Origin of the sequence: Litoribrevibacter euphylliae (assembly GCF_042646085.1) — a bacterium.
GTDB classification, from domain to species: Bacteria; Pseudomonadota; Gammaproteobacteria; order Pseudomonadales; family Litoribrevibacteraceae; genus Litoribrevibacter; species Litoribrevibacter euphylliae.
Map to the genome: position 1 here is coordinate 264,244 of NZ_JBHRSZ010000002.1, position 23,511 is coordinate 287,754.

The 23,511-nt window shown below is 43.4% G+C and carries 19 protein-coding genes; 9 read left to right on the forward strand and 10 right to left on the reverse strand.

Features of this window, described 5'->3' with window-relative positions; genetic code table 11:
• Positions 1-32: 32 nt before the first annotated feature.
• On the reverse strand, positions 33-1,736 hold the full coding sequence (locus ACFOEK_RS02965) for a hypothetical protein (protein WP_386715932.1): 1,704 nt from the start codon (positions 1,734-1,736) through the stop codon (positions 33-35).
• A 186-nt stretch (positions 1,737-1,922) separates the two neighbouring features.
• On the opposite strand from ACFOEK_RS02965, the gene nhaB reads away from it, so the two are divergent.
• On the forward strand, positions 1,923-3,431 hold the full coding sequence (gene nhaB, locus ACFOEK_RS02970; RefSeq protein ID WP_386715934.1) for a sodium/proton antiporter NhaB: 1,509 nt from the start codon (positions 1,923-1,925) through the stop codon (positions 3,429-3,431).
• A 149-nt stretch (positions 3,432-3,580) separates the two neighbouring features.
• On the opposite strand, the gene dnaQ is transcribed toward nhaB, so the two are convergent.
• The 3 genes from dnaQ to ACFOEK_RS02985 are packed head-to-tail and all read right to left on the reverse strand — an operon-like array spanning position 3,581 to position 5,633.
• Entirely contained in the window at positions 3,581-4,297 is a 717-nt protein-coding gene (gene dnaQ, locus ACFOEK_RS02975) for a DNA polymerase III subunit epsilon (RefSeq protein WP_386715937.1), read from the reverse strand.
• 30 nt (positions 4,298-4,327) lie between these two features.
• Positions 4,328-4,771, reverse strand: a complete 444-nt coding sequence (rnhA, locus tag ACFOEK_RS02980) for a ribonuclease HI (RefSeq protein ID WP_386715940.1) — start codon at positions 4,769-4,771, stop codon at positions 4,328-4,330.
• Positions 4,772-4,799: 28 nt separating this feature from the next.
• Positions 4,800-5,633: a class I SAM-dependent methyltransferase gene (locus ACFOEK_RS02985; protein WP_386715943.1), complete on the reverse strand. Its 834-nt coding sequence runs from the start codon at positions 5,631-5,633 to the stop codon at positions 4,800-4,802.
• A 124-nt stretch (positions 5,634-5,757) separates the two neighbouring features.
• Between ACFOEK_RS02985 and gloB the strand changes: the two genes are divergently transcribed.
• The 8 genes from gloB (at position 5,758) to ACFOEK_RS03025 (ending at position 17,085) form a co-directional block, all read left to right on the forward strand.
• Entirely contained in the window at positions 5,758-6,576 is an 819-nt protein-coding gene (gene gloB / locus ACFOEK_RS02990) for a hydroxyacylglutathione hydrolase (RefSeq protein WP_386715946.1), read from the forward strand.
• 118 nt (positions 6,577-6,694) lie between these two features.
• A complete protein-coding gene (locus tag ACFOEK_RS02995; protein ID WP_386715949.1) occupies positions 6,695-8,389 on the forward strand; it encodes a LysM peptidoglycan-binding domain-containing protein in 1,695 nt (564 codons plus the stop codon).
• A 104-nt stretch (positions 8,390-8,493) separates the two neighbouring features.
• Entirely contained in the window at positions 8,494-10,398 is a 1,905-nt protein-coding gene (locus tag ACFOEK_RS03000; protein WP_386715952.1) for an extracellular solute-binding protein, read from the forward strand.
• An 11-nt stretch (positions 10,399-10,409) separates the two neighbouring features.
• On the forward strand, positions 10,410-12,320 hold the full coding sequence (locus ACFOEK_RS03005) for an extracellular solute-binding protein (protein WP_386715955.1): 1,911 nt from the start codon (positions 10,410-10,412) through the stop codon (positions 12,318-12,320).
• Positions 12,321-12,435: 115 nt separating this feature from the next.
• Positions 12,436-13,533, forward strand: a complete 1,098-nt coding sequence (locus ACFOEK_RS03010) for a microcin C ABC transporter permease YejB (RefSeq protein ID WP_386715958.1) — start codon at positions 12,436-12,438, stop codon at positions 13,531-13,533.
• A 2-nt stretch (positions 13,534-13,535) separates the two neighbouring features.
• Complete coding sequence (locus ACFOEK_RS03015) at positions 13,536-14,615, forward strand: ABC transporter permease (protein WP_449280220.1); 1,080 nt, start codon at positions 13,536-13,538, stop codon at positions 14,613-14,615.
• A gap of 11 nt (positions 14,616-14,626) precedes the next feature.
• The gene (locus ACFOEK_RS03020) at positions 14,627-16,249 is read left to right on the forward strand and encodes an ABC transporter ATP-binding protein (RefSeq protein WP_386715960.1); all 1,623 of its coding nucleotides are present in this window, start codon (positions 14,627-14,629) and stop codon (positions 16,247-16,249) included.
• Positions 16,249-17,085 carry an enoyl-ACP reductase FabI gene (locus ACFOEK_RS03025; protein ID WP_386715963.1) on the forward strand — a complete coding sequence of 279 codons (837 nt, stop codon included), beginning with the start codon at positions 16,249-16,251 and terminating at the stop codon, positions 17,083-17,085. Before ACFOEK_RS03020 ends, ACFOEK_RS03025 begins: the two co-directional genes overlap by 1 nt.
• A gap of 95 nt (positions 17,086-17,180) precedes the next feature.
• Here the strand turns inward: ACFOEK_RS03025 and ACFOEK_RS03030 are convergent, their stop codons facing one another.
• From ACFOEK_RS03030 to ACFOEK_RS03055, 6 genes are all read right to left on the reverse strand, one after another.
• Positions 17,181-18,647 carry a sigma-54 interaction domain-containing protein gene (locus tag ACFOEK_RS03030; protein WP_386715966.1) on the reverse strand — a complete coding sequence of 489 codons (1,467 nt, stop codon included), beginning with the start codon at positions 18,645-18,647 and terminating at the stop codon, positions 17,181-17,183.
• A gap of 229 nt (positions 18,648-18,876) precedes the next feature.
• Positions 18,877-19,176: a flagellar protein FliT gene (locus tag ACFOEK_RS03035; protein WP_386715969.1), complete on the reverse strand. Its 300-nt coding sequence runs from the start codon at positions 19,174-19,176 to the stop codon at positions 18,877-18,879.
• A gap of 92 nt (positions 19,177-19,268) precedes the next feature.
• The gene (gene fliS / locus ACFOEK_RS03040) at positions 19,269-19,703 is read right to left on the reverse strand and encodes a flagellar export chaperone FliS (protein WP_386715971.1); all 435 of its coding nucleotides are present in this window, start codon (positions 19,701-19,703) and stop codon (positions 19,269-19,271) included.
• Between the two features lie 77 nt (positions 19,704-19,780).
• Complete coding sequence (locus ACFOEK_RS03045; protein ID WP_386715974.1) at positions 19,781-21,400, reverse strand: tetratricopeptide repeat protein; 1,620 nt, start codon at positions 21,398-21,400, stop codon at positions 19,781-19,783.
• Between the two features lie 11 nt (positions 21,401-21,411).
• Positions 21,412-22,971 (reverse strand): FkbM family methyltransferase, encoded by a 1,560-nt coding sequence (locus tag ACFOEK_RS03050; RefSeq protein ID WP_386715977.1) that lies wholly within the window; start codon positions 22,969-22,971, stop codon positions 21,412-21,414.
• Positions 22,972-22,983: 12 nt separating this feature from the next.
• Positions 22,984-23,505, reverse strand: coding sequence for a methyltransferase domain-containing protein (locus tag ACFOEK_RS03055; protein ID WP_386715980.1), 522 nt, complete (start codon positions 23,503-23,505; stop codon positions 22,984-22,986).
• Positions 23,506-23,511 lie beyond the last annotated feature (6 nt).

Genomic DNA, 23,511 nt, shown 5'->3' on the forward strand with positions numbered 1-23,511 from the left:
CTTACAAAACAATCACAAAGACAAACACAGCATTAATTCACTTTACATCCCAGTTGCTTTAACGCCTCTTCTGCTAAATCCAGCACTTGCTCACCAAATCCGCCACTGGAAGTAAGCATCCCTTCCAGGTAATACTCAAGACTAGATAGTACATCCGCAATAGCATTCAGCTCTGATTCACGAGGCGGCGCTTCAAAACGAATGATCGAGTTATCAATATACCGAGAACACACATCGACAATGTTTGCTGCGCGTGCTTTTTCCAAAAACTGAAACCCGCCACGTACAGAAGCCAATGTAGATACCACATTGGTTAGATGCATCTTATCCCAATCGGACTCGACATAATCATTCAGAGCACGCTTAGTAATGGAAAGACCTGAATCAGCCTCTTTTAATACATTAATCTGAGCCTGATCCAGTTCGTGAGTCAGAATATTATGCGAACCAACCGTGTTCTCTGCCTGATTAACAAGTGTACCTTCAAGGTTTCGAATCGAATCCTCAACAGCCAGTAAGGCATCGGCTGTTTGCATTAAATCGTCGTTCTCAATTTTCTTCCCTTCAGCCAACCAAGACTCAAAACGCTCGACCTGTATGTTTACTTGCTTGGCTTCATCATCAAGATTGATAAGAACCAAAGTACTGAGAATCTTACGCAGAACAGCAATAATATCTTTAAGGTCATCAGGCTCTTGAGTTAACACCCGCGACGACAAATCGATTTGGTCTTTCAACTGATTCAGCTCATCACACAGCGCTTTAGATACCGAGGCCAATACTGAACTTCCCGGCCCCATTAGGAGTGCAATTTGATGCTGACGATCCACTTCACTGTCAGGGAAATCCGACAGGGAGTATATATCTAAAACCGTTTGGCATCGCTCAGACGACCCCTTTACTAAGGCATTGATATAAAGAAGATCTTTCACAATGCCGATAGGCGGTTCAACATCAACACACTGCGCCGTGCTCACACTGAGCTTTCGAATATAGCGCTCAATCTGCATAAATAAACGCTTGCGACCATCAGCGACTTCTGTTGGAGCGACCTCGCCTAAACCTTCTAGTGCTGAGGACATGAGCCACCACAGCTTGCTGACAGGTTTATCACCGCATAACTTTTCAAGCCCTTCCATGCTTCGAAGCATCAATCTCAAACACAGAGGAATGTGCTCACCCTTGATAATGCCTAACAAGCCAACCATGTACATATGACGATAGCGCTTACTAATCTCTGCAATTTGAGCTTCATCCGCCGCCTCAACACCTTTTGCTGGACGCTCCTGCTTAAGATTCACCATGAAGTAGTGACTATCAGGTATCAAAGCCAAATTGCGTTGCTGTCGAAGTTCGTTAACGACAGGAATAAGCAGTTCAGGTAAATCCTGTTGACGAGTATTAATAAAATCGAGATATCGGGACAGAGAAAAAATTCCCTTACCCATGACCGTCAACACCGTGTCTTTTTCATCTCCTGCGCCAACCGGTACCTCATTTGCGACTTCCAAAATCTCTTCACAAAGAATTTTGGCACCTTCCAGTTCAATGATGTCAAACACCCCTTTCAGAGCCGAGAATTGGTCGATACACAATTGCATATCTTCAGCACTCTCTCTGTTTTCCAGAAAGCGTTCGAGAGCTGCTTCCGCTTGCCCCAAAGACTCGAGAACTTCTTCTCTTACGATGTTAAAAGAAGTTGCCTGATTAATTGGAGCGCTTCCGGTTAACGACATATTGAAATCCTTTACCTGGAAATTGTTAAAAATGGTCGAGTAATTATGCACAGGATTAAAGCACTTTAAAGGGAATATGCCTTATCCTTTTAAAAAACAATGGTTTTTATTCAATAAAACTATACATACCATATCTTCGGAACTAAAATTTTGCCTATCCAATTTTTATAGAGTCGAGAGAAAACAATGTCTTACTCACTTTCTGGAGCATTCGCGAAGAACTTTTTGGGCCACTCTCCATTGTGGTACAAAAAAGCGATTATCGCTTTCCTAATTTTAAATCCTTTAATCTTGTTCACATTAGGCCCGTTCATCGCAGGCTGGGTACTAATCGCTGAATTTATCTTTACCCTAGCAATGGCCTTACGCTGTTACCCACTACAACCTGGTGGTTTGTTGGCATTAGAAGCTGTTGCTCTAGGAATGACATCTCCAGAAAATGTCTATCACGAAGCCCTAGTGAACTTCCCTGTAATCCTGTTGCTCATGTTTATGGTAGCAGGCATTTACTTTATGAAAGATCTGCTGCTGTTTGTTTTCACTAAGATTCTGGTAACTGTAAAGTCAAAGCTCATTCTTTCTCTGTTGTTTTCTATCTCATCCGCCATATTATCTGCATTCCTTGATGCTCTAACCGTGACCGCAGTACTGATTAGTGTTGGCGTTGGTTTCTACAGCGTTTACCACAAAGTAATCTCTCGCGGTAACTACGAAGAATACGATGAGCACGATCATACCGACGACTCAACAATTGAAGACCATCAACGTGAAGACCTTGAAGAATTCCGTTCGTTCCTACGCAGTCTGATTATGCACGGTGCCGTAGGTACAGCATTAGGTGGTGTGTGTACCTTAGTTGGTGAACCTCAAAACTTGTTGATCGCTAAATACGTCGGCTGGGATGACTTCATCCATTTCTTCTTAATGATGGCACCCGTTACCATGCCAGTATTTGTCGCTGGCCTACTGACGGTAATCATCCTGGAAAAAACTAAGTGGTTCGGTTATGGCCATGAATTACCAGACAGTGTTCGTCATATCTTAGAAGATTTCGCAGCCAAAGAAGCCGCTGATCGCAATCAAAAACATAAAGCACAGCTGATCATTCAAGCCATCGGTGCTGCTATCTTAGTATTTGGTCTTGCGTTCCACATTGCAGAAGTGGGTCTGATCGGATTAATGGTGATCGTGCTGCTTACAGCGTTCAATGGCTACACCGAAGAACATCAGATCGGCCACGCTTTTGAAGAAGCCCTCCCCTTTACCGCTTTACTTGTGGTGTTCTTTGCGGTTGTTGCCGTAATCCATGAACAGCATCTTTTCAGCCCTGTGACCAATTGGGTACTCAGTCTTGAGCCTTCAAGCCAACCAGGTATGTTCTTCCTGGCCAATGGTATCCTTTCAATGATCAGTGACAACGTGTTCGTTGCAACGGTTTATATTTCTGAAGTGGCACAAGTATTTGAAAGAAATGAAATCTCTCGTGAACATTTTGAAACCCTCGCTATTGCAATTAATACAGGTACGAACCTGCCAAGCGTTGCAACACCAAACGGTCAAGCGGCGTTCCTATTCTTACTAACTTCTGCCGTGGCACCACTGATTCGTTTATCGTACGGCCGCATGGTAATCATGGCACTTCCATATACCATCGTTCTTACGCTGATTGGGTATCTTGCCGTGTCAATGCTGTAACAATACTTAATACAAGCATAGCGATTGTGGCTTGTAGAAATAGAGGCCACAAAAAAACGGGCATAGGTTCAACACCTTGCTCGTTTTTCTTTTCTCAGAAAGTCTAATAATGCAGTTTAGATCCCGATCTTTATCTCAAACAGAGAAGATCAGGATTGACGCCAAAGCGCACCATCACTTTTCTTATCAATCAAATCCAAACAGTATTCATGCTCTTTCAACTCATTTTCAGTCGGAACTAACACAGGTAAATCAACGGGTTGCTGAAAACGAGTAAAGCCTCTGATCCCGCCGACAGAACCTCCCTCACCAGAACCATCTGCATCTAAACCAAGCGACGTTTGTCCACCCGTCATGGCCAAATACACATCGGCCAGAATCTCGGAGTCGAGTAATGCTCCGTGCAGTTCACGAGCGGAGTTATCAACATCCAATCGTTTACATAGCGCATCCAGTGTTGCCCTTTGGCCTGGATACATATTCCTGGCCATGGCAAGCGTATCAAGAATGGTACAGTACTCAGTGATGTCCCATTGCTGTCCCGTCAGCAAATAATACTCATGCTCGATGAAACCTACGTCAAACGCGGCGTTGTGGATCACGAGCTCTGCGCCTTTGATGTACTCTAAAAAGTCATCTGCAACATCTTTAAACAGCGGCTTATCAGCAAGATATTCATTGGTAATACCGTGAACCTGAATCGCTTCTTCCGGAACTTCACGCTGGGGATTTATATATACGTGATAGTGATTACCCGTTAATTTACGATCAATAAGTTCAACACAACCAATTTCAATAATACGGTCACCCGTTTTGGCATTAAGACCGGTTGTTTCCGTATCCAGTACAATTTGACGATTAGCCATGCATCTAACCTAATTTCCAGTATCTTAAATTTACTTACTAAGCATTTGATCAATGCCTTGATTGGCCAATTGATCCGCTAACTCATTTTCTGTGTGACCACTGTGCCCCTTGACCCAGCGCCATTCTATCTGATGCTGTTCGACCAACTCATCCAGCTTTTGCCATAAATCTGCATTCTTTACTGGTTGTTTTGATGAGGTCAGCCAACCATTCTTTTTCCAACCATGAATCCATTGTGTAATCCCTTTACGAACATACTGAGAATCTGTAGTTAAACGGACTTCACACGAACGATTCAAGGCTTCCAGACCATTAATTGCAGCTAACAGTTCCATACGGTTGTTGGTGGTATGCTCTTCTCCACCACACATTCGCTTTTCGTAACTTCCATAACGTAAAAAAGCTCCCCAACCGCCTGGCCCGGGATTTCCTCTGCATGCACCATCTGTAAAAATTTCGGTAATAGTCGCCATCTAAATTACTTTTAATATCTCAAGAAGATTACGGCTCTTTAGGAAGTGTCCGCGAAACACCCTGTCTATTTACAGCTCGCCCCGAAACCGTACGCCCGGCAATCGGTAAATTAGAGAATTGTCTTCGACGCCAATCTTTTTGAATAGGCGTCAAACACGGAGTTTCTGGCTTACATACCAACAAATAACTCGCACCCGGCCAAAAACCTGACGGTATCTTTTTGGGGTCATCCGTCTCTTTGTTCAAGAAACGAATCTTCTTCAATGCCTCAAAATTCCAGGGTAGCAATGGTCGCGTATAGTACGCTTTGACCACTCGACAGTCGAGCAATGTCAACCAATCAGCTACACGCCAAGGGTTAATGAATCGACATAACCAAGGAAATTTCTGACTCCAACGGCCAAACAGCATTTTGCCAACACCCCAGACAGAAAAAGGATTGTAACCCACAACAATTAGACGACCAGAGTCATTCAGACATCTCGCCGCTTCACGGATTGTCTGGTGCGGCCACTGTGCATAATCAAGTGTATGATGAAGAACAATGACATCTAACGAGTCTTCCTCAAACGGCCACTGCAAGGAGTCAATTTGAACACTGGTCATCTCACCTTGAGTACATACATGCGCTTTCAACCACCACTGGTGAGCCGTTTTAGAGGCACCAACTAACTCTTCAGGATTAGCTAATGACGCCACAGCCAACGCATAACCTCGGGCATGCGGTAGAACCTCTCTAAAAAGCGCTAACTCTTGTTCGTGATGTTTCGAACCTGCGGGCGAGGCCAACCAATCCAACCAGGCTTCATTCAAAGTTGGGATATCGGAGTATCTTTGGGCACTGTCTTTGTTCGTCTGCATAAAGCTCATTATAATTGGATCGACCACGATAGAAAGTTACTTGTCGTGAACGACTGACCATGACATCACTTTCATGGACTAACAGACATACTTACAAGCAACCCAACGTGATCGGTAAACACTTATGTCCACTGTTTCTACGCCTTTTACCCACTTTTCTGTCACCCCTATTTATGCCTATTCAGACAACTACATCTGGTGCATTCATAATAAAACCCAAGCGTGGGTGGTGGATCCTGGCGATCACAAAGTGGTAGAAGCATTTTTAAGTAAACAACATCTCGACTTAGTTGGCATTTTAATTACACACCATCATTGGGATCACACTACCGGCATTAAATCATTAATTGAAACACGTGATATTCCAGTTTACGGCCCTGAACACCCTAAAGTCCCGGAGATCACTCATCTCGTTAAAGAAGGGGATCAGGTAACGCTGTTTAACCACCCATTTGAAGTAATTGGAGTGTCTGGTCATACCTTAGATCATGTTGCTTACGTGAACAAAGGAGTCAGTAATAACACCCAAGACCATCCACTGGTGTTTTGTGGCGATACGCTATTTAGTGCAGGCTGCGGAAGGTTGTTCGAAGGAACGCCAGCACAAATGTATGATGCCTTACAAAAGCTGGCCCAGCTGGATGACAACACCCTGGTATTTTGCACCCATGAGTACACACTGAGTAATTTAAAGTTTGCTCTGGCCGTCGAACCAGAGAATACAGGCATTCAAGCTGAGATCCAGCGAGTTCAAGCACTGAACCTATCAGAACAACCCAGCCTGCCGACAAGCATTGCAAAAGAAAAAGCCATTAACCCATTTATAAGAAGCAGTCTTCCTCAAATTCGACAAAAGCTTACTGAAACTCAGAACATCCCTGCCGATACTCTGAATGAAATCGAGTGTTTTGCTGCCGTTCGTCGCTGGAAAGATAACTTTTAGTGATCCAAACAACAAAACTACTTGGCAATGTTCCACCACCTACTAGGGTAAGCTATACTCTCGGACTTTTGTTACGCCTAGATTTCATCTTTATATATCAAACATTTGCGCGTGGACTATGAGAAATCAATTTAAAACTATCCTATTCAGCTTTGTGACCCCGGCCCTGTTTCTTTCTGGCTGTGCGTCATTAGACCTGAGTGTCAACCAAAGCTATGAGCAACTCGTTTCCCTCACCGAAGGTAATTCTGGTGATCAAGAGACCGAACAAAACAACCAAACTACCGACAGCACAGACGTTAATTCGGAGCAAATCACTAGCGATTCAGATAAGCCATCTGTCGCTGAAATAGATCAGCACCCTGAACCGCAGTACATGACAACCACTAACGATTTTGTCGGCCCCATTTATTACGACAATTTATGGGACCGAGTACGTAGCAATCTGCGCTTAGAGCGCGATATCACAAAGCCGCGAGTAATTGCTCAGATCAACTGGTATAAAAAACACCCCCGCTATTTTAAGCGTATCAGTGAACGCGCCAGTCTCTATATGTATCACGTAGTAGTTGAATTAGAACGTCGTGATTTACCAGCCGAATTAGCGTTATTGCCGATTGTGGAAAGCGCTTACGATCCGTTTGCCTACTCTCACGGCAGGGCATCGGGCTTATGGCAGTTTATCCCTAGCACAGGTCGTCACTTCAACCTTAAACAAGATTGGTGGTATGACGGACGAAGAGATATTTTGGCCTCTACCGATGCCGCACTTACTTATCTAACTCAATTGAATGGCCGCTTTGACGACTGGCTGTTAGCGTTAGCCGCCTACAACGCTGGCGGTGGCAATGTTTCTAAAGCCATCAGGAAAAACAAGCGCCGTAATAGAGCAACGGACTTTTGGTCATTAAGCTTGCCCAGAGAAACTTCAGCCTACTCACCCAAAATGATCGCATTGGCTGAGCTTCTTGCTAACCCGGAAAAATACGATTTCGAATGGCCGCAAGTACCCAATCAGCCTTACTTCAAAGAAGTTGAAATCGACGGACAAATCGACTTAGCACAAGCGGCCGATTTAGCGGATATAGAAATTGAAGAGCTCTATAAACTCAATCCAGCCTTTAACCAATGGGCAACACACCCGAATGGCCCTCACCGTCTTTTGGTGCCAGCCGAAAAAGCACCGATCTTTGAAACCAATCTTGCCTCTCTGGATCAAAAACATCGTGTTAATTGGGAACGCTATAAAATCCGTTCAGGTGACAGTCTGATTACCATTGCGAAACAATTTCGCACCACACCTCAAGTGCTTCGTGAAGTAAATAATATTCGTAAAAATCTGATTCGTGCGGGCGATACGTTGCTGATCCCTACCACCAGCAGAAGCATGGACGAATACACCATGAGCGCAATTCAGCGCCTTCATAAGCGTCAGAATCGCGCACCAAGTAATGGCCGACATAAGCTCCGTTATCATGTCAAAAGCGGCGACAGTTTCTGGACTATTTCCCGTAAATTTGGGGTCGGTGTTAGGGAATTGGCCAAATGGAACAACATGGCGCCAACGGATCCGTTAAAGATCAACCAGAAGTTAGTGGTTTGGACCAAGAAACCCAAAGTCAGCAAGAACGGTAATAAAGTCATCCGAAAAGTGGGCTATAAAGTTCGTAAGGGCGATTCTCTAGCAAGAATCGCAGACAAGTTCAGCGTATCAGTAAGAGACATTAAGCGCTGGAACCCGAAAGCAACGAGTAAATATATCCATCCAGGACAATCTATTACTTTGTACGTGGACGTAACCAATATCAATTGATATAGATATCGACAAAATCAACAGTGGTGCCCTTATTATCTGAGTTAAAGAGGCACCACTGAAAACACCTTTAGGTACGAATAATAAAAACAAGGACGCCACAGATGAAACGATCCACGTCTAACCCACTTAGACTAACCTTCGTCTTCGGCTTACTGCTCCAGACACTCTCTTCATTATCTGTCGCAGCAACATCCGTCTCAGCAACACCTGTCTCAACAACAGAGCCGCCTTCAAATAAAATTGTAAAAGTCCATGCTTATGCATTACATGGTCAACCCAAATACCCTGCCAACTTTAAACAGCTTGATTATGTAAATCCGAATGCCACCAAGGGCGGCGACATTCGACTGATGGCTACCGGAACCTTTGATACGCTCAACCCTTATACACTCAAAGGGACCAGCCCTTACAACACACCAGGAACGTTTAAATACGGGGTCGGGGAATTAAACGAAACCTTACTTACAGGTACACAGCATCCCGGCATTTCAGGTGACGAACCTCAAACCGGCTATGGCCTCATTGCAGAATGGATTGAATATCCTGTTGATTTATCCTGGGTTCGCTTTCACATAAGACCAGAAGCTCGCTTTCATGATGGCTCGCCTATCACTTCCGAAGATGTGGCCTTTAGTTACCACACACTTACCGAAAAAGGTCATCCTCAATTCGAAAATAAATTAAAAGCCGTACCAAGCGTAAAGGTTATTGATCAATACACAGTCGAATTCACTTTATCCGGCGATGACCGACGTGCATTGCCATTACGGGTCGGAGAAATGCCGATCATCTCCAAAGCTTTTTGGGAAGGCAAAGATTTTGAAAAGACCTTATCAGAGCCACCATTACTGAGCGGCCCATATCGTATTAAGTCCTTTGACTGGGGTAAATACATAGAATTCGAGCGGGTCAAAGACTATTGGGGCAAAGACCTGGCGGTAAACACTGGCCGCTTTAATTTTAATACTGTTCGCTTGGATTTTTACCGAGACCTGACCGTCGCGTTTGAAGCCTTCAAAGCGAAGAACTTCGATGTTTACATTGAATATATCTCAAAAAACTGGGCCTCCGGATTCAACTTCCCCGCGCTCAATAAAGGCGAAATCATCAAGGAAGAAATTCCTCATCAAACACTAGCAGGTAGTCAAGGCTACTTTATGAACACCCGAAGAGAACTGTTTAAGGATATCCGTGTCCGTCAAGCGCTCAGTCTGCTGTTTGACTTTGAATGGACCAACAAAAATCTGTTCTATGGCGCCTATCAAAGATCCAACAGTTACTTTGCCAGTACAGAACTGTCGCAAAAAGACTTACCTCAAGGGTTGGAACTGACCCTACTCAATCAAGTTAAAGAGCACCTCCCTTCCGAACTCTTTACTAAGCCATTCAAACTCTCGATAACGGATGGTTCAGGGCAAATTCGCCGCCAAATTCGCCAAGCGCTTTCGCTCTTTAAACAAGCGGGCTGGACCCTACATCAAGGCAAGCTAATCAATCGTTTATCAGGAAAGCCCTTTAAGTTTGAAATACTTGTCCGTCAACCTAGCATCACTCGAGTTCTGAACCCTTACGTAAAAAACCTGTCCAAAGTGGGGATTCAAGCTAACGTTCGAGTAATCGATCCTAGCCAGTACAAACAGCGAATGGATGAATTTGATTTTGACATGACTACTTACGTATTAGGGCAGTCATTAACGCCGGGTCATGAACAACGCCTTTATTTCCATTCATCCAATGCTAATGTCCCTGGCAGCTTGAATCTATCAGGAGTACAAAATCCGGCCGTTGATTTCTTGGTAGAGCAAATTATCGAAGCGGACACTCGGGAAACTCTGATCGCAGCCAGCAAAGCACTTGATCGCGTACTCTTATGGCATCATTATATGGTGCCTAACTGGCACATTTCCCATCATCGTGTGGCTTATCGTTCATTCTTTCAACGACCAGCCAACCAAGCCAAGTACGACTTGGCGTTCGATACATGGTGGGTAGATAAGAAAAAATAATAAGGATACGCATGACATCCATTGCCAAACGACTTAGCTCTCTCAACATCAAGACCGATATGAGCGCTCGTTTTTCACGATTTTCCAAGTTTTCTCTTTTGCTCTCTTTTTCCGTTTTAGTTTCCGGTGTTTCTGTCGCAGATTCTGAAGAGCAAACAACATCAACGAAAGCACAAATCCACTCCTCGCATGGTATTGCCATGCATGGCGACCTTAAATACGGCAAAGATTTCAAGCATTTTGATTATGCGAATCCTGATGCCCCCAGAGGCGGTAAAATTCGTCTTGCCACAACCGGTGGCTTCGACAGTCTTAACCCGTTCATCATTAAAGGAACACCCGCCGCAGGGTTAAATCGTTTAGGTCAAGGTCTTCTCTACGACTCGTTAACCACACAATCCAACGACGAGCCCTTTTCGCAATACGGTTCGTTAGCTAAAACCATTATCTGGCCCGAAGACAGATCCTGGGTGACCTTTAAGCTGGAGCCAAACGCTAAATTTCATGATGGCGAAGCCATTCGTTCGGATGACGTAAAGTGGACCTTCGAAACCCTAGTCGAGAAAGGCCACCCTCTTTTCGCCTCTTATTATGGAAATGTCACCGAGGTTCTCACCCCGGACGAACTGACGATTACCTTTAAGTTTGAAGATACCACCAACAAAGAGCTTGCCTTAATCATTGGACAGTTGCCTGTTCTGCCAAAGCACTACTGGCAAGATAAAGAATTTGATAAAGCAGACCTAACGGTTCCTGTCGGTAACGGTCCTTATAAAATCAAATCCATCGACCCAGGCCGTTCCATTGTCTATGAACGTGTAAAAGATTGGTGGGGCAAAGACAAAGCAGTAAACAAAGGGCAGTACAACTTCGACACCATTCGATACGACTATTACCGAGATGACACCGTTGCGATCGAAGCGTTGAAAGCAGATCAGTTTGACGTTCGCGTTGAACTGTCCTCAAAAGAATGGGCAACCGCTTATGAAGGGCCTCAATTTCAAGATGGCCGCATGGTTAAAAAACTCATCCCACATGATAACCCAACGGGGATGCAAGCTTTCGTATACAACACCCGAAGAAAGCCATTTGACGACATCAAAGTGCGAGAAGCATTGGGGTATCTGTTCGACTTTGAGTGGACCAATAAAACCCTTTTCTATAACCAATATACTCGTGCCAGTAGCTTCTTCAATAACTCCGAACTTGGTTCATCTGGCTTACCGCAAGGGGAAGAGTTAGAAATATTGAATAAATACCGCGATCAACTGCCAGAACAACTCTTTACTCAAGAGTTCAACGTTCCAAAAACTGATGGCAGCGGTAACATTCGCTCGAATATGCGAAAAGCCATTTCACTTTTAAAAGAAGCGGGTTGGCGTTTAGATAAAGGGAAACTACTCGATAAAAACAATAAGCAAATGGAATTTGAGATCATGATCGTCTCCCCTTCCTTTGAGCGTGTGGTTCTGCCTTTCCAGAAAAATCTACGTCGTATAGGGATCGAAGCAGAGATCCGTCTCGTAGACGTTCAACAATTCATTAAACGCTTCCAATCCTTTGACTTTGACGTCATGGTTGGCACGTTTGGTCAATCAAGCTCGCCAGGTAACGAGCAACGCGATTATTGGCACAGCAGCCAAGCCGACAATAAAGGCTCTCGTAATACCATCGGTATTAAGAACCCTGTCATTGATGAACTGATCGAACTGGTTATCCAGGCCCCTAGCAGAGAATCACTCGTTGCACGCACTCGTGCGCTTGATAGAGTTCTGCTTTGGAATCACTACGTGATCCCACAATGGCACTTCCCGGCTTATCGTGTCATTTACTGGGATAAGTTCGATTTTCCTAAGGATGTTAAAACACACTATTTCTCTACAGATACTTGGTGGTCCAAAGACACCTCTATAGAAAAATAGCTACGGCTGGAAAATAGCTTCGTTTAATGATCAACTAAACACCCAAGGCTTTGACCACAAGTAAAAAAACTAATCGTCAAAGCCTTCGTTATCAAATCCGGGAAAAGAACAACAAATGACCGCCTATATACTTCGACGACTATTGCTGATGATTCCTACCCTCTTTGGAATCATGTTGATCAATTTTATTATTGTCCAAGCCGCGCCCGGAGGCCCGGTTGAACAAATGATTGCCCAACTACAAGGCATGGACACAGGTGTTGGTGCACGTACAGGAAGTGGCCCAAGTGCAGAGATCTCTCCAACCGGTGGTGGTGGCTCATCGAGCAGTCAGTATCGTGGAGCTCAAGGGCTTGATCCTGATCTTATTGAGCGCATCGAAGTCATGTACGGCTTTGACAAACCGGCCTACGAGCGTTTCTGGCAGATGCTGGTGAACTATGCCTCCTTTGATTTTGGTGACAGTTTCTTCAAAGACAGAACCGTTACCGAACTCATCTGGGAAAAGATGCCTGTCTCCATTTCACTGGGTTTATGGTCGACGCTATTAATTTATCTAATCTCTATCCCGATGGGTATCAAGAAAGCTGTCAGCCATGGTTCTCGATTTGATATTTGGACCAGCTCGGTCATCATCATAGGTTATGCAATTCCTGCATTCTTATTTGCAATGATGCTTGTCGTCTTATTTTCCGGCGGCTCGTATCTCGACTGGTTCCCTCTCAGAGGGCTAACTTCTCCTAACTTCGATGAGTTGAGTGCTTGGGGGAAAGTAACCGATTACTTATGGCATATCACTTTACCTGTACTTGCTATGTCCATTAGTGGATTTGCCACCATTACCATTTTGACCAAAAACTCCTTTCTAGAAGAAATCGGAAAACAATACGTTCTCACCGCAAAAGCTAAGGGCTTGGCTCCAAACCAAGTACTCTATGGTCATGTCTTCAGAAACGCCATGTTGATTATTATCGCCGGGCTTCCTGCCACCCTAGTCGGGATATTCTTAACCGGTTCGCTATTGATTGAAGTTATCTTCTCATTGGACGGGCTCGGATTACTTGGCTTTGAATCCGCACTGAATCGCGATTACCCTGTGGTTTTCGGCACTCTGTTTATTTTTACTTTGATAGGCCTGCTTTTGAAACTCATCTCTGACATTACCTATGTCTTGGTTGACCCACGCATCGACTTTGAAAGCAGGGAGGGTTAATGATGAACGCAACTATGTCCTCTCACGTTCAATCTTCTGTGACAGAAGAAAAGTCCTCACGATTAAGCCCGATGAATCAAAGACGCCTCGCTCAGTTTAAGGCGAATCGCCGTGGCTTTTGGTCTCTATGGATTTTCCTGATTTTATTTGGTTTAAGTTTATTTGCTGAATTTATCGCCAACGACAAACCGGTGATAGTCAGCCATGAGAATAGCCTCTATTTCCCTGTTTTGAAGGACTATCCGGAAACCACCTTTGGTGGTGAATTTGATATCACCACCGATTTCACAGATCCCTACATCGCAGACCTAATCACAGAGAATGGCGGTTGGATGGTCTGGCCACTGATTCAATACAGTTACGATACTGTTATCTATGATCTCCCTGTGCCCGCACCTGCACCGCCATCGTCACAAAACTGGTTAGGCAGTGACGATCAGGCCCGAGATGTCCTTGCCAGAGTGATCTATGGCTTCCGAGTATCAGTCTTATTTGCGCTAACCCTAACCATCGTTAGTAGTGCCGTAGGTATTTTTGTAGGAGCACTTCAAGGCTTCTATGGCGGCAAAGTCGACCTTATAGGTCAACGTATTATCGAAATTTGGTCAGGCTTACCTGTTCTCTATCTTTTAATTATTCTTTCCAGCTTTGTAACACCCAATTTCTGGTGGCTACTGGGTATCATGTTGCTGTTCAGTTGGATGGCACTGGTCGATCTGGTTCGTGCCGAATTCTTAAAAGCCCGCAATCTCGAATACGTAAAAGCAGCCCGCGCCTTGGGGTTAAGTAACAACAGCATCATGTTCAAACATATGTTGCCCAACGCCATGGTTGCTACGTTAACCTTCTTACCTTTTATCTTAACAGGCGCCGTCACTACCCTAACCTCACTAGACTTCCTTGGTTTTGGAATGCCGCCAGGTTCCGCCTCACTGGGTGAACTCGTTAAGCAAGGCAAAGAGAATCTACAAGCCCCTTGGTTGGGCATTACTGCATTCGTTACTTTATCCGTCATGCTGACATTGCTGGTCTTCATTGGTGAAGCCACTCGCGACGCATTCGACCCAAGAAAACAGAAATAAGGCGGACAGTGATGACTGAACAGCAAAACATACAAGCACAGCAGCCAATTCTTCAAATCAAGAACTTGTCCGTCACCTTTCATAATGGCCAGGAAAGCACCCACGCCGTTAAGGACATATCCTTTGATTTATACCCAGCTAAAACCTTGGCCTTGGTTGGAGAGAGTGGTTCCGGTAAATCCGTATCGGCGTTATCTGCACTGAAACTCCACGCCAAGAACGTCAGCTATCAGGGCGAAATCCTGTTTGATGGAAACAACCTGCTGAACTACAACGAAACGCAAATGCGTGGCGTGCGTGGCAACCACATCAGCATGATCTTTCAAGAACCGATGACATCGCTGAACCCCTTGCATACGGTCGAAAAACAGATTGCAGAAGTGCTTTATCTACATAAAGGACTAAAAAACTCAGCAGCACGAACACGAGTAATTGAATTACTTGAATTGGTTGGTATTCCAGACCCTCAAAGTCGCCTGAAAAGCTACCCTCATGAATTGTCTGGCGGGCAAAAGCAACGTGTAATGATAGCCATGGCGCTCGCCAATGAGCCAGATATTCTTTTAGCAGACGAGCCTACCACTGCCCTTGATGTCACCATCCAGAAGCAAATCCTTGAGTTGCTGAAAGAACTTCAACAGAAATTAGGGATGTCGATTCTTCTGATCACACACGACCTGAATGTTGTTCATAAATACGCTGACGAAGTGTGTGTGATGCGCCATGGGCACTTGATAGAACAAGGGCCGACCGAAACAATCTTCACGACCCCGTCGCAAGAATATACCCACACGCTGTTAAACGCAGATCCAACAGGGAATCCCGTTTCCCTTGAAAATGATGTTAATCCACTTCTAACTACCAATAATTTAGCGGTGAGATTTCCCATCAAAGGTGGAATCTTTAATAGAGTCAAAGACCATTTCACTGCAGTAGAAGGCATCAATCTCAGTGTAAAACCGGGTGAAACCCTTGGCATTGTAGGAGAAAGTGGCTCAGGTAAGACAACCCTTTGCCATGGCATTCTTCGTCTATTGCAAAGTGAAGGCAAGATCGAATTGGATCAAAACCGTCTCGATCAGATGAACCAGAAGCAGGTTTTACCTTTCCGCAAGAAAATGCAGATCGTGTTTCAAGATCCCTACGGCAGCCTAAGCCCAAGAATGTCTATTGCTGAAATCATTGCCGAAGGTTTGGAAGTCCATGAGCCTAGCTTATCTACCAGCCAACGTGAAGAACGCGTGATTTCGATTCTTGAAGAAGTGGGTCTGGACCCAAATATTCGTCACCGATACCCTCACGAATTTTCTGGCGGTCAACGACAACGTATTGCCATTGCTCGCGCCATGATTCTTAAACCGGAACTGGTAGTACTGGATGAACCGACATCAGCGTTAGATCGCACGGTACAATCGCAAGTGCTGGATCTACTGAAAGACCTTCAGGAAAAATACAAGCTCACTTACCTTTTCATCAGCCATGACTTGGCCGTGGTTAAAGCTATTAGCCACCAACTGATAGTATTGAAACAAGGCAAAGTTGTAGAACAAGGTGATGCGCCGACTATCTTTGGTCAGCCAGAACATCAATACACCAAAGATCTTATGGAAGCGGCGTTTTACGAGGAAAAATAATGTCTGACCAAAGCATTGCAGGACAAAAAGCCGATACAGCACAAACACCGAGCAGCCTGCTAAAAGGAAAAAGAGCGCTGATCGTCGGTCTTGCCAGTAAGCACTCCATCGCCAAAGGCATTGCCGATGCATTCCATCAGCACGGTGCAGAATTAGCGCTTACTTACCAAAATGAAAAACTAGGTCCAAGAGTCGAGAAGTTTGCCGAAGAGTGGAACTGCAATTTTGTCCAGGAATGTGACTTAAGCAAAGATGAGGACATTGAACAACTGGCCAATTCCCTAAAAGAGCACTGGGGTGAATTCGACATTATTGTTCATTCGGTAGGTTATGCACCGGTAGCAGCCTTGGACGGCAGCTACCTTGAGAACACATCTCGTGAAGATTTTCGAATAGCTCACGAAATTAGCAGCTACAGCTTTACGGCGTTAGCCTGTGCTCTGAATCCTATGATTCGTTCCGGCGGAAGTTTGTTAACCCTCAGCTATCACGGTTCCCAGCAGATCATTCCAAACTACAATGTAATGGGCTTGGCTAAAGCCAGCCTGGAAGCGAGTGTACGCTATCTGGCCGGAGATTTGGGTTCAGGCAATGTTCGCGTTAATGCCATCTCTGCCGGACCAATCAAAACGCTAGCAGCGGCAGGGATTAAAAATTTCAGAAAAATGCTTTCCGAAAGTGCTGAGGTAGCACCGTTAGGTCGAGGCGTTACCATTGAAGAAGTCGGCAATACAGCAACCTTCTTATGTTCCGACATGGCAAGTGGCATTACAGGCGAAGTGCTCTATGTGGACGGTGGACTAAGCAAAGTAGGTATGGCAATGAGTCACTCGTAAGACAAGCATCCACGCCAATTCATCTAATCATAAAAAAGCCTTTTAAGTGTATGCTTAAAAGGCTTTTTATTTGCGTTAAGATCTACTTGAACTTACTACGCCTTGTCTTTATTCAGACCCAACTTACGCATCTTCTCAACTAGCGTAGTACGACGAAGCGTTAGCTTCTCTGCAGCTCGAGCAACCACTCCGTTGGCATCATCCAAGGCTTGTGAAATCAATGATTTCTCAAGACGTCCAAGATAGTCTTTAAGATCAATCCCATTCACTGGCAATAGTGCCGGTGCATCCGGGTCCATCACGTTTGAATTAGCCGTCGCCGGCACATCCACCGGAAGGTTTATTTCACTGTCCTCTTCAAAACCATCAATATGACGGAATTTATTCGGCAACTCTTGAACACCTACCACACCGTAAGGATGCATGATCGCCATACGCTCAACCAAGTTTGCAAGTTCCCGGACATTTCCAGGCCATTCGTGACGACATAGCGACATAATCGCTGCAGAATTGAAACGAATAGAACCGCGTTTTTCATTCTCTAAACGAGCAATTAACTCATTAAGCAGCAGGGGAATATCTTCAATGCGTTCTTTCAAAGGCGGCATTTCGATAGGGAATACATTCAAGCGATAGTAAAGATCTTCCCTGAAATCACCTGACTCAATCATGGATTCCAGATCTTTATGCGTGGCCGCGATGATACGAACATCCGTCTTCATCATCTTGGTACCACCGACACGCTCATAGGTACGCTCTTGCAGCACGCGAAGCAGCTTAACCTGCATATTCAGTGGCATATCGCCAATTTCATCGAGAAACAGCGTGCCGCCTTCAGCTAATTCAAAGCGACCAGAACGGCTTGAGATGGCTCCAGTAAACGCGCCTTTCTCATGCCCGAAGAGTTCGCTTTCTAGAAGTTCCGCAGGAATAGCACCACAGTTTACAGGAACAAACGGCTTATCTTTTCGAGCAGAGTTATGGTGAAGGTTTCGTGCAACGACTTCTTTACCCGTTCCACTCGGCCCTGTAATCAATACACTGGCGTCTTTATCCGCCACCTGAGCCATCATTTCACGAACATGCTGAATCGCCCTGCTCGTTCCCACAAGGCTTCTGAATAGCTGCACTTCTCGACGTTGTTGCTGACCTCGACGCAAATCAAATTGTTCGCGGTAAATTTGCGCTCGATGCAATTGATCCATTAACTTATTGTAAGTGGTGGGCCAAGTTAAATGCCCTACACACATACGTTGAAGCATCTCTTCCTGAAGCTCTACTAATTCTGAATCTACATCTTCGATGGAAATAACAGGTATGGATTGATCCCACTCCTTAACACTGGCCAATAAGGCTTCTTTATCTGACACCTGCCCTACAATGCCAATGATTTCTGGAGAGTTTATGGACTCATCTTCACCTGTAATAGACTGAGCAACCTGTTGCCATGCTTGATCGTCAGTTAAATGAAACTCTTCACTTAAGAAATTTAAAATATTGCCAAGTTGCTTGCGGCGTTCTTCATTATTATCGATGACAAGAACATTTACTTCGCGCCACATATTTTCAAATCCATCCCTTTAAAAAGCACTTAATTTCTGTCCTAACAGTATTCTTTGAAATTAAAAACACAAATCAAATCAGACAGCTAATACAACTAAGTGCCAAATTTATTTCTTTTTTTGTCACAGGAAAGTAAAGCGGAGGACGCCCTAAGAGTCAACTAAATGACACATCAAAAAATGGTTTTTCTTAACTTATTGATTTTCTAGGACGTAGAGACAGCCAGTCTTAGAACTGGCAATTCTGGTATACCTTAGCGCCCGAACGTTGACGATTGAAGGTTTGAAGCTCTTCGGCCAGTTCGTCTCGATGCTTTTCGCATGCAGCTACAGCGTGTTTATATAGCTCAAGTAAAGGAACAATAGCATCACGAACGATCAGTTTATCGCCCGTCGCTTGAGTTACCGCCTCTTGAACCAAGTCACGGCACTGGAGATCTAACTCACTTAACGCTTCCCAGTCATCATTAGAGAGAGCCAAGCGCATGGACTCTTGGACATCGGAAATTTTTTGAATCACATCAGTCATTACTGACTCTCCCTTTTATAAATTCGTATTGCTATAAATTCTTGGGACACACCATAAAGACACTGTTGTGCCCCAAGCACTAATGCCAATTATTAAGCAGTAGCAGATGTACCGTTATAAGTGGGCTGAGCTTCAGGCTGTACCACTTGATCACGAATATCATCCCACGCAGTTTTAACCGGCATAATTAGGCCAACCACCTCATCAATGATGGAGATATCGTTCTTGAGGTTAGCCATCAACAACTGACGGATACAGTAGTCGTATAAAGAGTCTAAATTCTCGGTCAGCTCTTTATTATGCTGAGGGTCTAAACAGGTTCTCAACGCATTGAGAATGTCGCACGCTTTAACCAAATGCTTGTTCTTATTCTCAATGTCTTTGCGCTCAATAAACCCTTTTGATTTCGCTAGGTTTTCCAACAAACCATGATACAAAAGCTGGATTAAACGGTGCGGATCCGCGTCTACGATACCAGTCTGAGCATTGACCTTACTGTATTGTTGTAATCTTGGGTTAGCCATCATAACGATTTGCCTTTAAAAAAGTTGGTTACGCATACCTAATATGTATCGACTCAGATCTCATATTCTTTATGTTAATTTTAGCTCTCTGACAAAAAGTTACATACTTTTGACCAAAGGACATCCCATGATTCATGTAGCTCTTTCTGAACAACCGTTACGGACTGATACCACTGTGATGGCCCTGGTTTATTCCAATACCAAATGGTTGGCGAGTTCGTTAAAAGTAAGGTTTCAATACCTAAGGAACCAGCAATATGAGCGGTAGTATTTGAACAAGTTATAACCTTGCTGCAGCCTGCAACTATTCTGTATGTCTCTACGAGGGATTCCAACAAATCAATATTAGTTTCTTCTATAAGAGCCAACCCTTGCCGACGTAAAGAATTAATTTCAATTTTTACATCACCATACTGACATGCAATAAAGGAATATTCTGCATAGGCCTTGAGTTCTACCAAAAATTCGAGGGGTATATCTTTGGTTTTTCCTAGTGGACTACCTATACTTTTCCATGACAAGCCAACCTTCTTTATGCCAGAACCTAAAGATTCATTAAACTTGCTAACGCCAACCTTCATGTAAGCTCCTTGAGCTTTCACATTAAAGGCTAATTCAGATAACAAAAAGAACACGTCACCAAGTGAAACAAATGCAAGAGCATCATTCCCATCGCTATCAGTAATTTCATCAAAGCTCTTTATTATTATCCTAGAATCAATATAAAACTGCTTAACAGCTTCAGAGATCTTAGGTGCCATCCATATTTCAATAGAACAGCCAAACTTATCTGTAAAATCAGAAATAAAAGACAAGCTCCAAATTTGATCTCCCATGCCCTGATCAGGAACTATAATTAGCTTCTTACCTCTCACCTGATCGAGTTCATCATATCTCAATTCCCTCATCCCTCGGGAAATCAACACAGCTTTGTTGCTGCCTATACTCCCTTGGATCTTTTCTCTATTTTTATAGAACTCATAACACTCATGATAGCTCCCCAAGGACAACTCAACTTGTGATAAGTTATATAGGACAGATATATCATCAGGAAAATAACGCAAATATGATTGGTAATAATCTTGTGCTAGGGCGTAGTTACCAACTCGCTGATAAAATAGAGCGAACCACTTTAAAACGAACTCGGGTTTAGCTGCATTTTCATGCCAAATATTTAGTAGAGAAGATACTTTTTCAAGGAACTCAAGATCAACAACACTTCTTGCTTTCAGAGTGGTAATTAAATGAATAACATACCCTTCAAGAACATCTAATGTCGGTTGTTTCTGAAATGCTCTTTCGTAATCAAACACACCAAACTCTTCATAAGAACTAATAGCATGCAACTGAGCTAGCTCTATGTCAGATAAATAAAGCCTATCTTGTTCACTAGGCTTCATGAAACTCATTTTTGCATCGTCTAAGGCATTCAACTCAACATAGCATTGCCCAATGAGATGACAATATCTAGGATCTCGTGGTTGATATTTTTCCGCGAGCTTTAAGAACTTAATAGCATTCTCTGGTTGTTTATCAAGAAAAAAGCTTTCACCCAATTTATAAAGTAATTCAGGATCATTCAGTCCAGACTTCCAGGTGTCAATGAGAAGTGCTCTTGCCTTCTCCAAATCCCCACTTCTACGATGCTGTTCATACATAGAAATGACATTTGAGGCTCCTTGTACCTGCTTATCTAACATGATCAGTGCCTTTAGGCCTTTTCTTGAATGTTATGCCTAACAATATAAACCAAGGTGTCACGACTATAATCATCAGCCATTGGCTCCACACCATGAAATGAGTTAGTCGACTTTAAAAAGCCAAAAGCACTATTTGGCATATACCGTGCTGTCTGTACCTTACTAAAGCCATCGAAGGAGTGATGCTGATTACCCGAACATTGAGCCCCTTTCTGTTCTGGTATATATACTGAAGTCCCTAAATGCAAACGCTCCTCATCTTTCGGTAAATAACACATCATCGTAAGTAAGCGTCTAGGTGAATCAGTGTGAGGTCCTATGGAATAACCTTTCTTATCCCTCATAAACATAGCTTCAGGATAAACATTTAAATTTCTCACACCAGCATCTGCTAGCTGTTTATGAAAGCGCTGAATTAAAGTTACCATAACTTCTTGGGAGCAAAACCAACGTCGATGGTTTTCCCAAAATATCTTTTTCTCATCAGAAAGAAGATTTCCTAAACCATCAGCTAAATGCATAACAAATCGATCATCATACGCACCATTGGTTCTACCTGTAGAATTAATTGAAACCACTTCACTATCAGTTGGCTTCATTTCCATCATTTCAGCGTAGTACTCCTCAGGAAATAAGCGATCTACATAAAAATGATGATATGGATCATGTTTAATTTCCATATCTGCCAAGCGCTTCATTGTGTATTTCAAAGGAGTTACTTTGTTTTCATTCGAAGGACCAATAGAGAAAGATGCAGGAGCCCGCGTAGCTTCTTTCTGTTTATTCATTGAAGCGACCAAGTTATCAAATGAAATCCCTGAGTCAGGCCTATAAAAAATATAATTACCTATACCCTGAAAGCTGCCCTCTTGACGAACAGCTATTTCTACCTGACGTTGATCGTAAATAAACCCAATGTCTTCAAGCGTTCCAATAATTTCCTGATGTTGCTCTAAATGGGTATTAAGCTCAATCAGAATGGACTTTAGATTTGGAGATTTTAAAGCGGAAGCTGCCCCTTTTATTACCAAATGCTCTAAACCATCAACATCAATTTTTATATGATCAGGTTGAGGAAGCACATTATCAGCTATTAGTTTATCTAAAGTAGTAGATACACACCCCTGAGTCAGTTGATGTTTACGTTCTTTCAAATGGTAATCAATATTTTCACCGAAAGTATGACAAGAGCCACCCAGCTTAAACTCACTCATGTATAACTGATCTACACTCTGTTGGTCAGTTAGTGCCATACAGTAGGCTATACAATTAGCTTGTATTTGGTTATATACAATATTCCTATTTAATAGGGCATAGTTTTGGGACTCTGGCTCAAAGGCGAATACCATTGCTTTCTGTGCTTTTGATGCCAAAACAGTATACATACCGACATTAGCACCAATATCTACAAAAACATCTCCTTCCTTAAACTGAGCAATCCAATTAACCGTATCCGGCTCTTTAGTAAAAAGCGTCTTCGCCCGCCATTTAACGGTATCACTACTCGCCTCATAATAAAGATCTGTATTACCGAAACCGATTTTAGTTAGCTTTATATCCGTATCACTCATTTTTGATACCTATTATTTTAACGGTTCAACAATTACCAAAAAACCATTTGTAACTTTACTAAAAGAAATTAATTCAAATCGTTCAAGAAACTTGGGCAACCACCAACCTGATGGCTCTTGAATTAAATGGGCATTACGCCCATCTGGTAAAATTTTAACGGCAGGCCCTGTATGAACAGTAAAGAAACCAACCCGCTTAGTTACCCGCTTAAGATCGTCTAACACATTATCAAGTAATTCAGGCTCAATATGTTCAAGCACATCAATACAACACACCATTTCTTTCGGATCAGGTTCTTCAGACCACTCAGGAATAGCAGGGTCATACAATTGAATATTAACTTGATGATTTACTTTTAAGTTTTGAGCTAAACGGCCTTTACCTGCACCATAATCTAGTAGCTCTCTAATATTATTATCATTAATAATATTAGAAACTTGAGGAGCAAAACTAACCGAAGCGATCCCGTAGTCAGGACGATTCTTATGCAGATCCTGCTGCATTTTTCTGTACTCTTCAGTAATTTTAGACATTTATTG

What these genes read in the sequence shown, in the direction of transcription:
- ACFOEK_RS03045 (WP_386715974.1), bottom strand. Translation starts at nt 21,400, where the DNA reads ATGTTAGATAAGCAGGTACAAGGAGCCTCAAATGTCATTTCTATGTAT.
- rnhA (WP_386715940.1), bottom strand. Translation starts at nt 4,771, where the DNA reads ATGGCGACTATTACCGAAATTTTTACAGATGGTGCATGCAGAGGAAAT.
- gloB (WP_386715946.1), top strand. Translation starts at nt 5,758, where the DNA reads ATGTCCACTGTTTCTACGCCTTTTACCCACTTTTCTGTCACCCCTATT.
- ACFOEK_RS03035 (WP_386715969.1), bottom strand. Translation starts at nt 19,176, where the DNA reads ATGACTGATGTGATTCAAAAAATTTCCGATGTCCAAGAGTCCATGCGC.
- ACFOEK_RS03050 (WP_386715977.1), bottom strand. Translation starts at nt 22,971, where the DNA reads ATGAGTGATACGGATATAAAGCTAACTAAAATCGGTTTCGGTAATACA.
- ACFOEK_RS02995 (WP_386715949.1), top strand. Translation starts at nt 6,695, where the DNA reads ATGAGAAATCAATTTAAAACTATCCTATTCAGCTTTGTGACCCCGGCC.
- ACFOEK_RS03025 (WP_386715963.1), top strand. Translation starts at nt 16,249, where the DNA reads ATGTCTGACCAAAGCATTGCAGGACAAAAAGCCGATACAGCACAAACA.
- ACFOEK_RS02985 (WP_386715943.1), bottom strand. Translation starts at nt 5,633, where the DNA reads ATGCAGACGAACAAAGACAGTGCCCAAAGATACTCCGATATCCCAACT.
- nhaB (WP_386715934.1), top strand. Translation starts at nt 1,923, where the DNA reads ATGTCTTACTCACTTTCTGGAGCATTCGCGAAGAACTTTTTGGGCCAC.
- ACFOEK_RS02965 (WP_386715932.1), bottom strand. Translation starts at nt 1,736, where the DNA reads ATGTCGTTAACCGGAAGCGCTCCAATTAATCAGGCAACTTCTTTTAAC.
- ACFOEK_RS03005 (WP_386715955.1), top strand. Translation starts at nt 10,410, where the DNA reads ATGACATCCATTGCCAAACGACTTAGCTCTCTCAACATCAAGACCGAT.
- ACFOEK_RS03010 (WP_386715958.1), top strand. Translation starts at nt 12,436, where the DNA reads ATGACCGCCTATATACTTCGACGACTATTGCTGATGATTCCTACCCTC.
- ACFOEK_RS03000 (WP_386715952.1), top strand. Translation starts at nt 8,494, where the DNA reads ATGAAACGATCCACGTCTAACCCACTTAGACTAACCTTCGTCTTCGGC.
- ACFOEK_RS03055 (WP_386715980.1), bottom strand. Translation starts at nt 23,505, where the DNA reads ATGTCTAAAATTACTGAAGAGTACAGAAAAATGCAGCAGGATCTGCAT.
- dnaQ (WP_386715937.1), bottom strand. Translation starts at nt 4,297, where the DNA reads ATGGCTAATCGTCAAATTGTACTGGATACGGAAACAACCGGTCTTAAT.
- ACFOEK_RS03030 (WP_386715966.1), bottom strand. Translation starts at nt 18,647, where the DNA reads ATGTGGCGCGAAGTAAATGTTCTTGTCATCGATAATAATGAAGAACGC.
- ACFOEK_RS03015 (WP_449280220.1), top strand. Translation starts at nt 13,536, where the DNA reads ATGAACGCAACTATGTCCTCTCACGTTCAATCTTCTGTGACAGAAGAA.
- fliS (WP_386715971.1), bottom strand. Translation starts at nt 19,703, where the DNA reads ATGATGGCTAACCCAAGATTACAACAATACAGTAAGGTCAATGCTCAG.
- ACFOEK_RS03020 (WP_386715960.1), top strand. Translation starts at nt 14,627, where the DNA reads ATGACTGAACAGCAAAACATACAAGCACAGCAGCCAATTCTTCAAATC.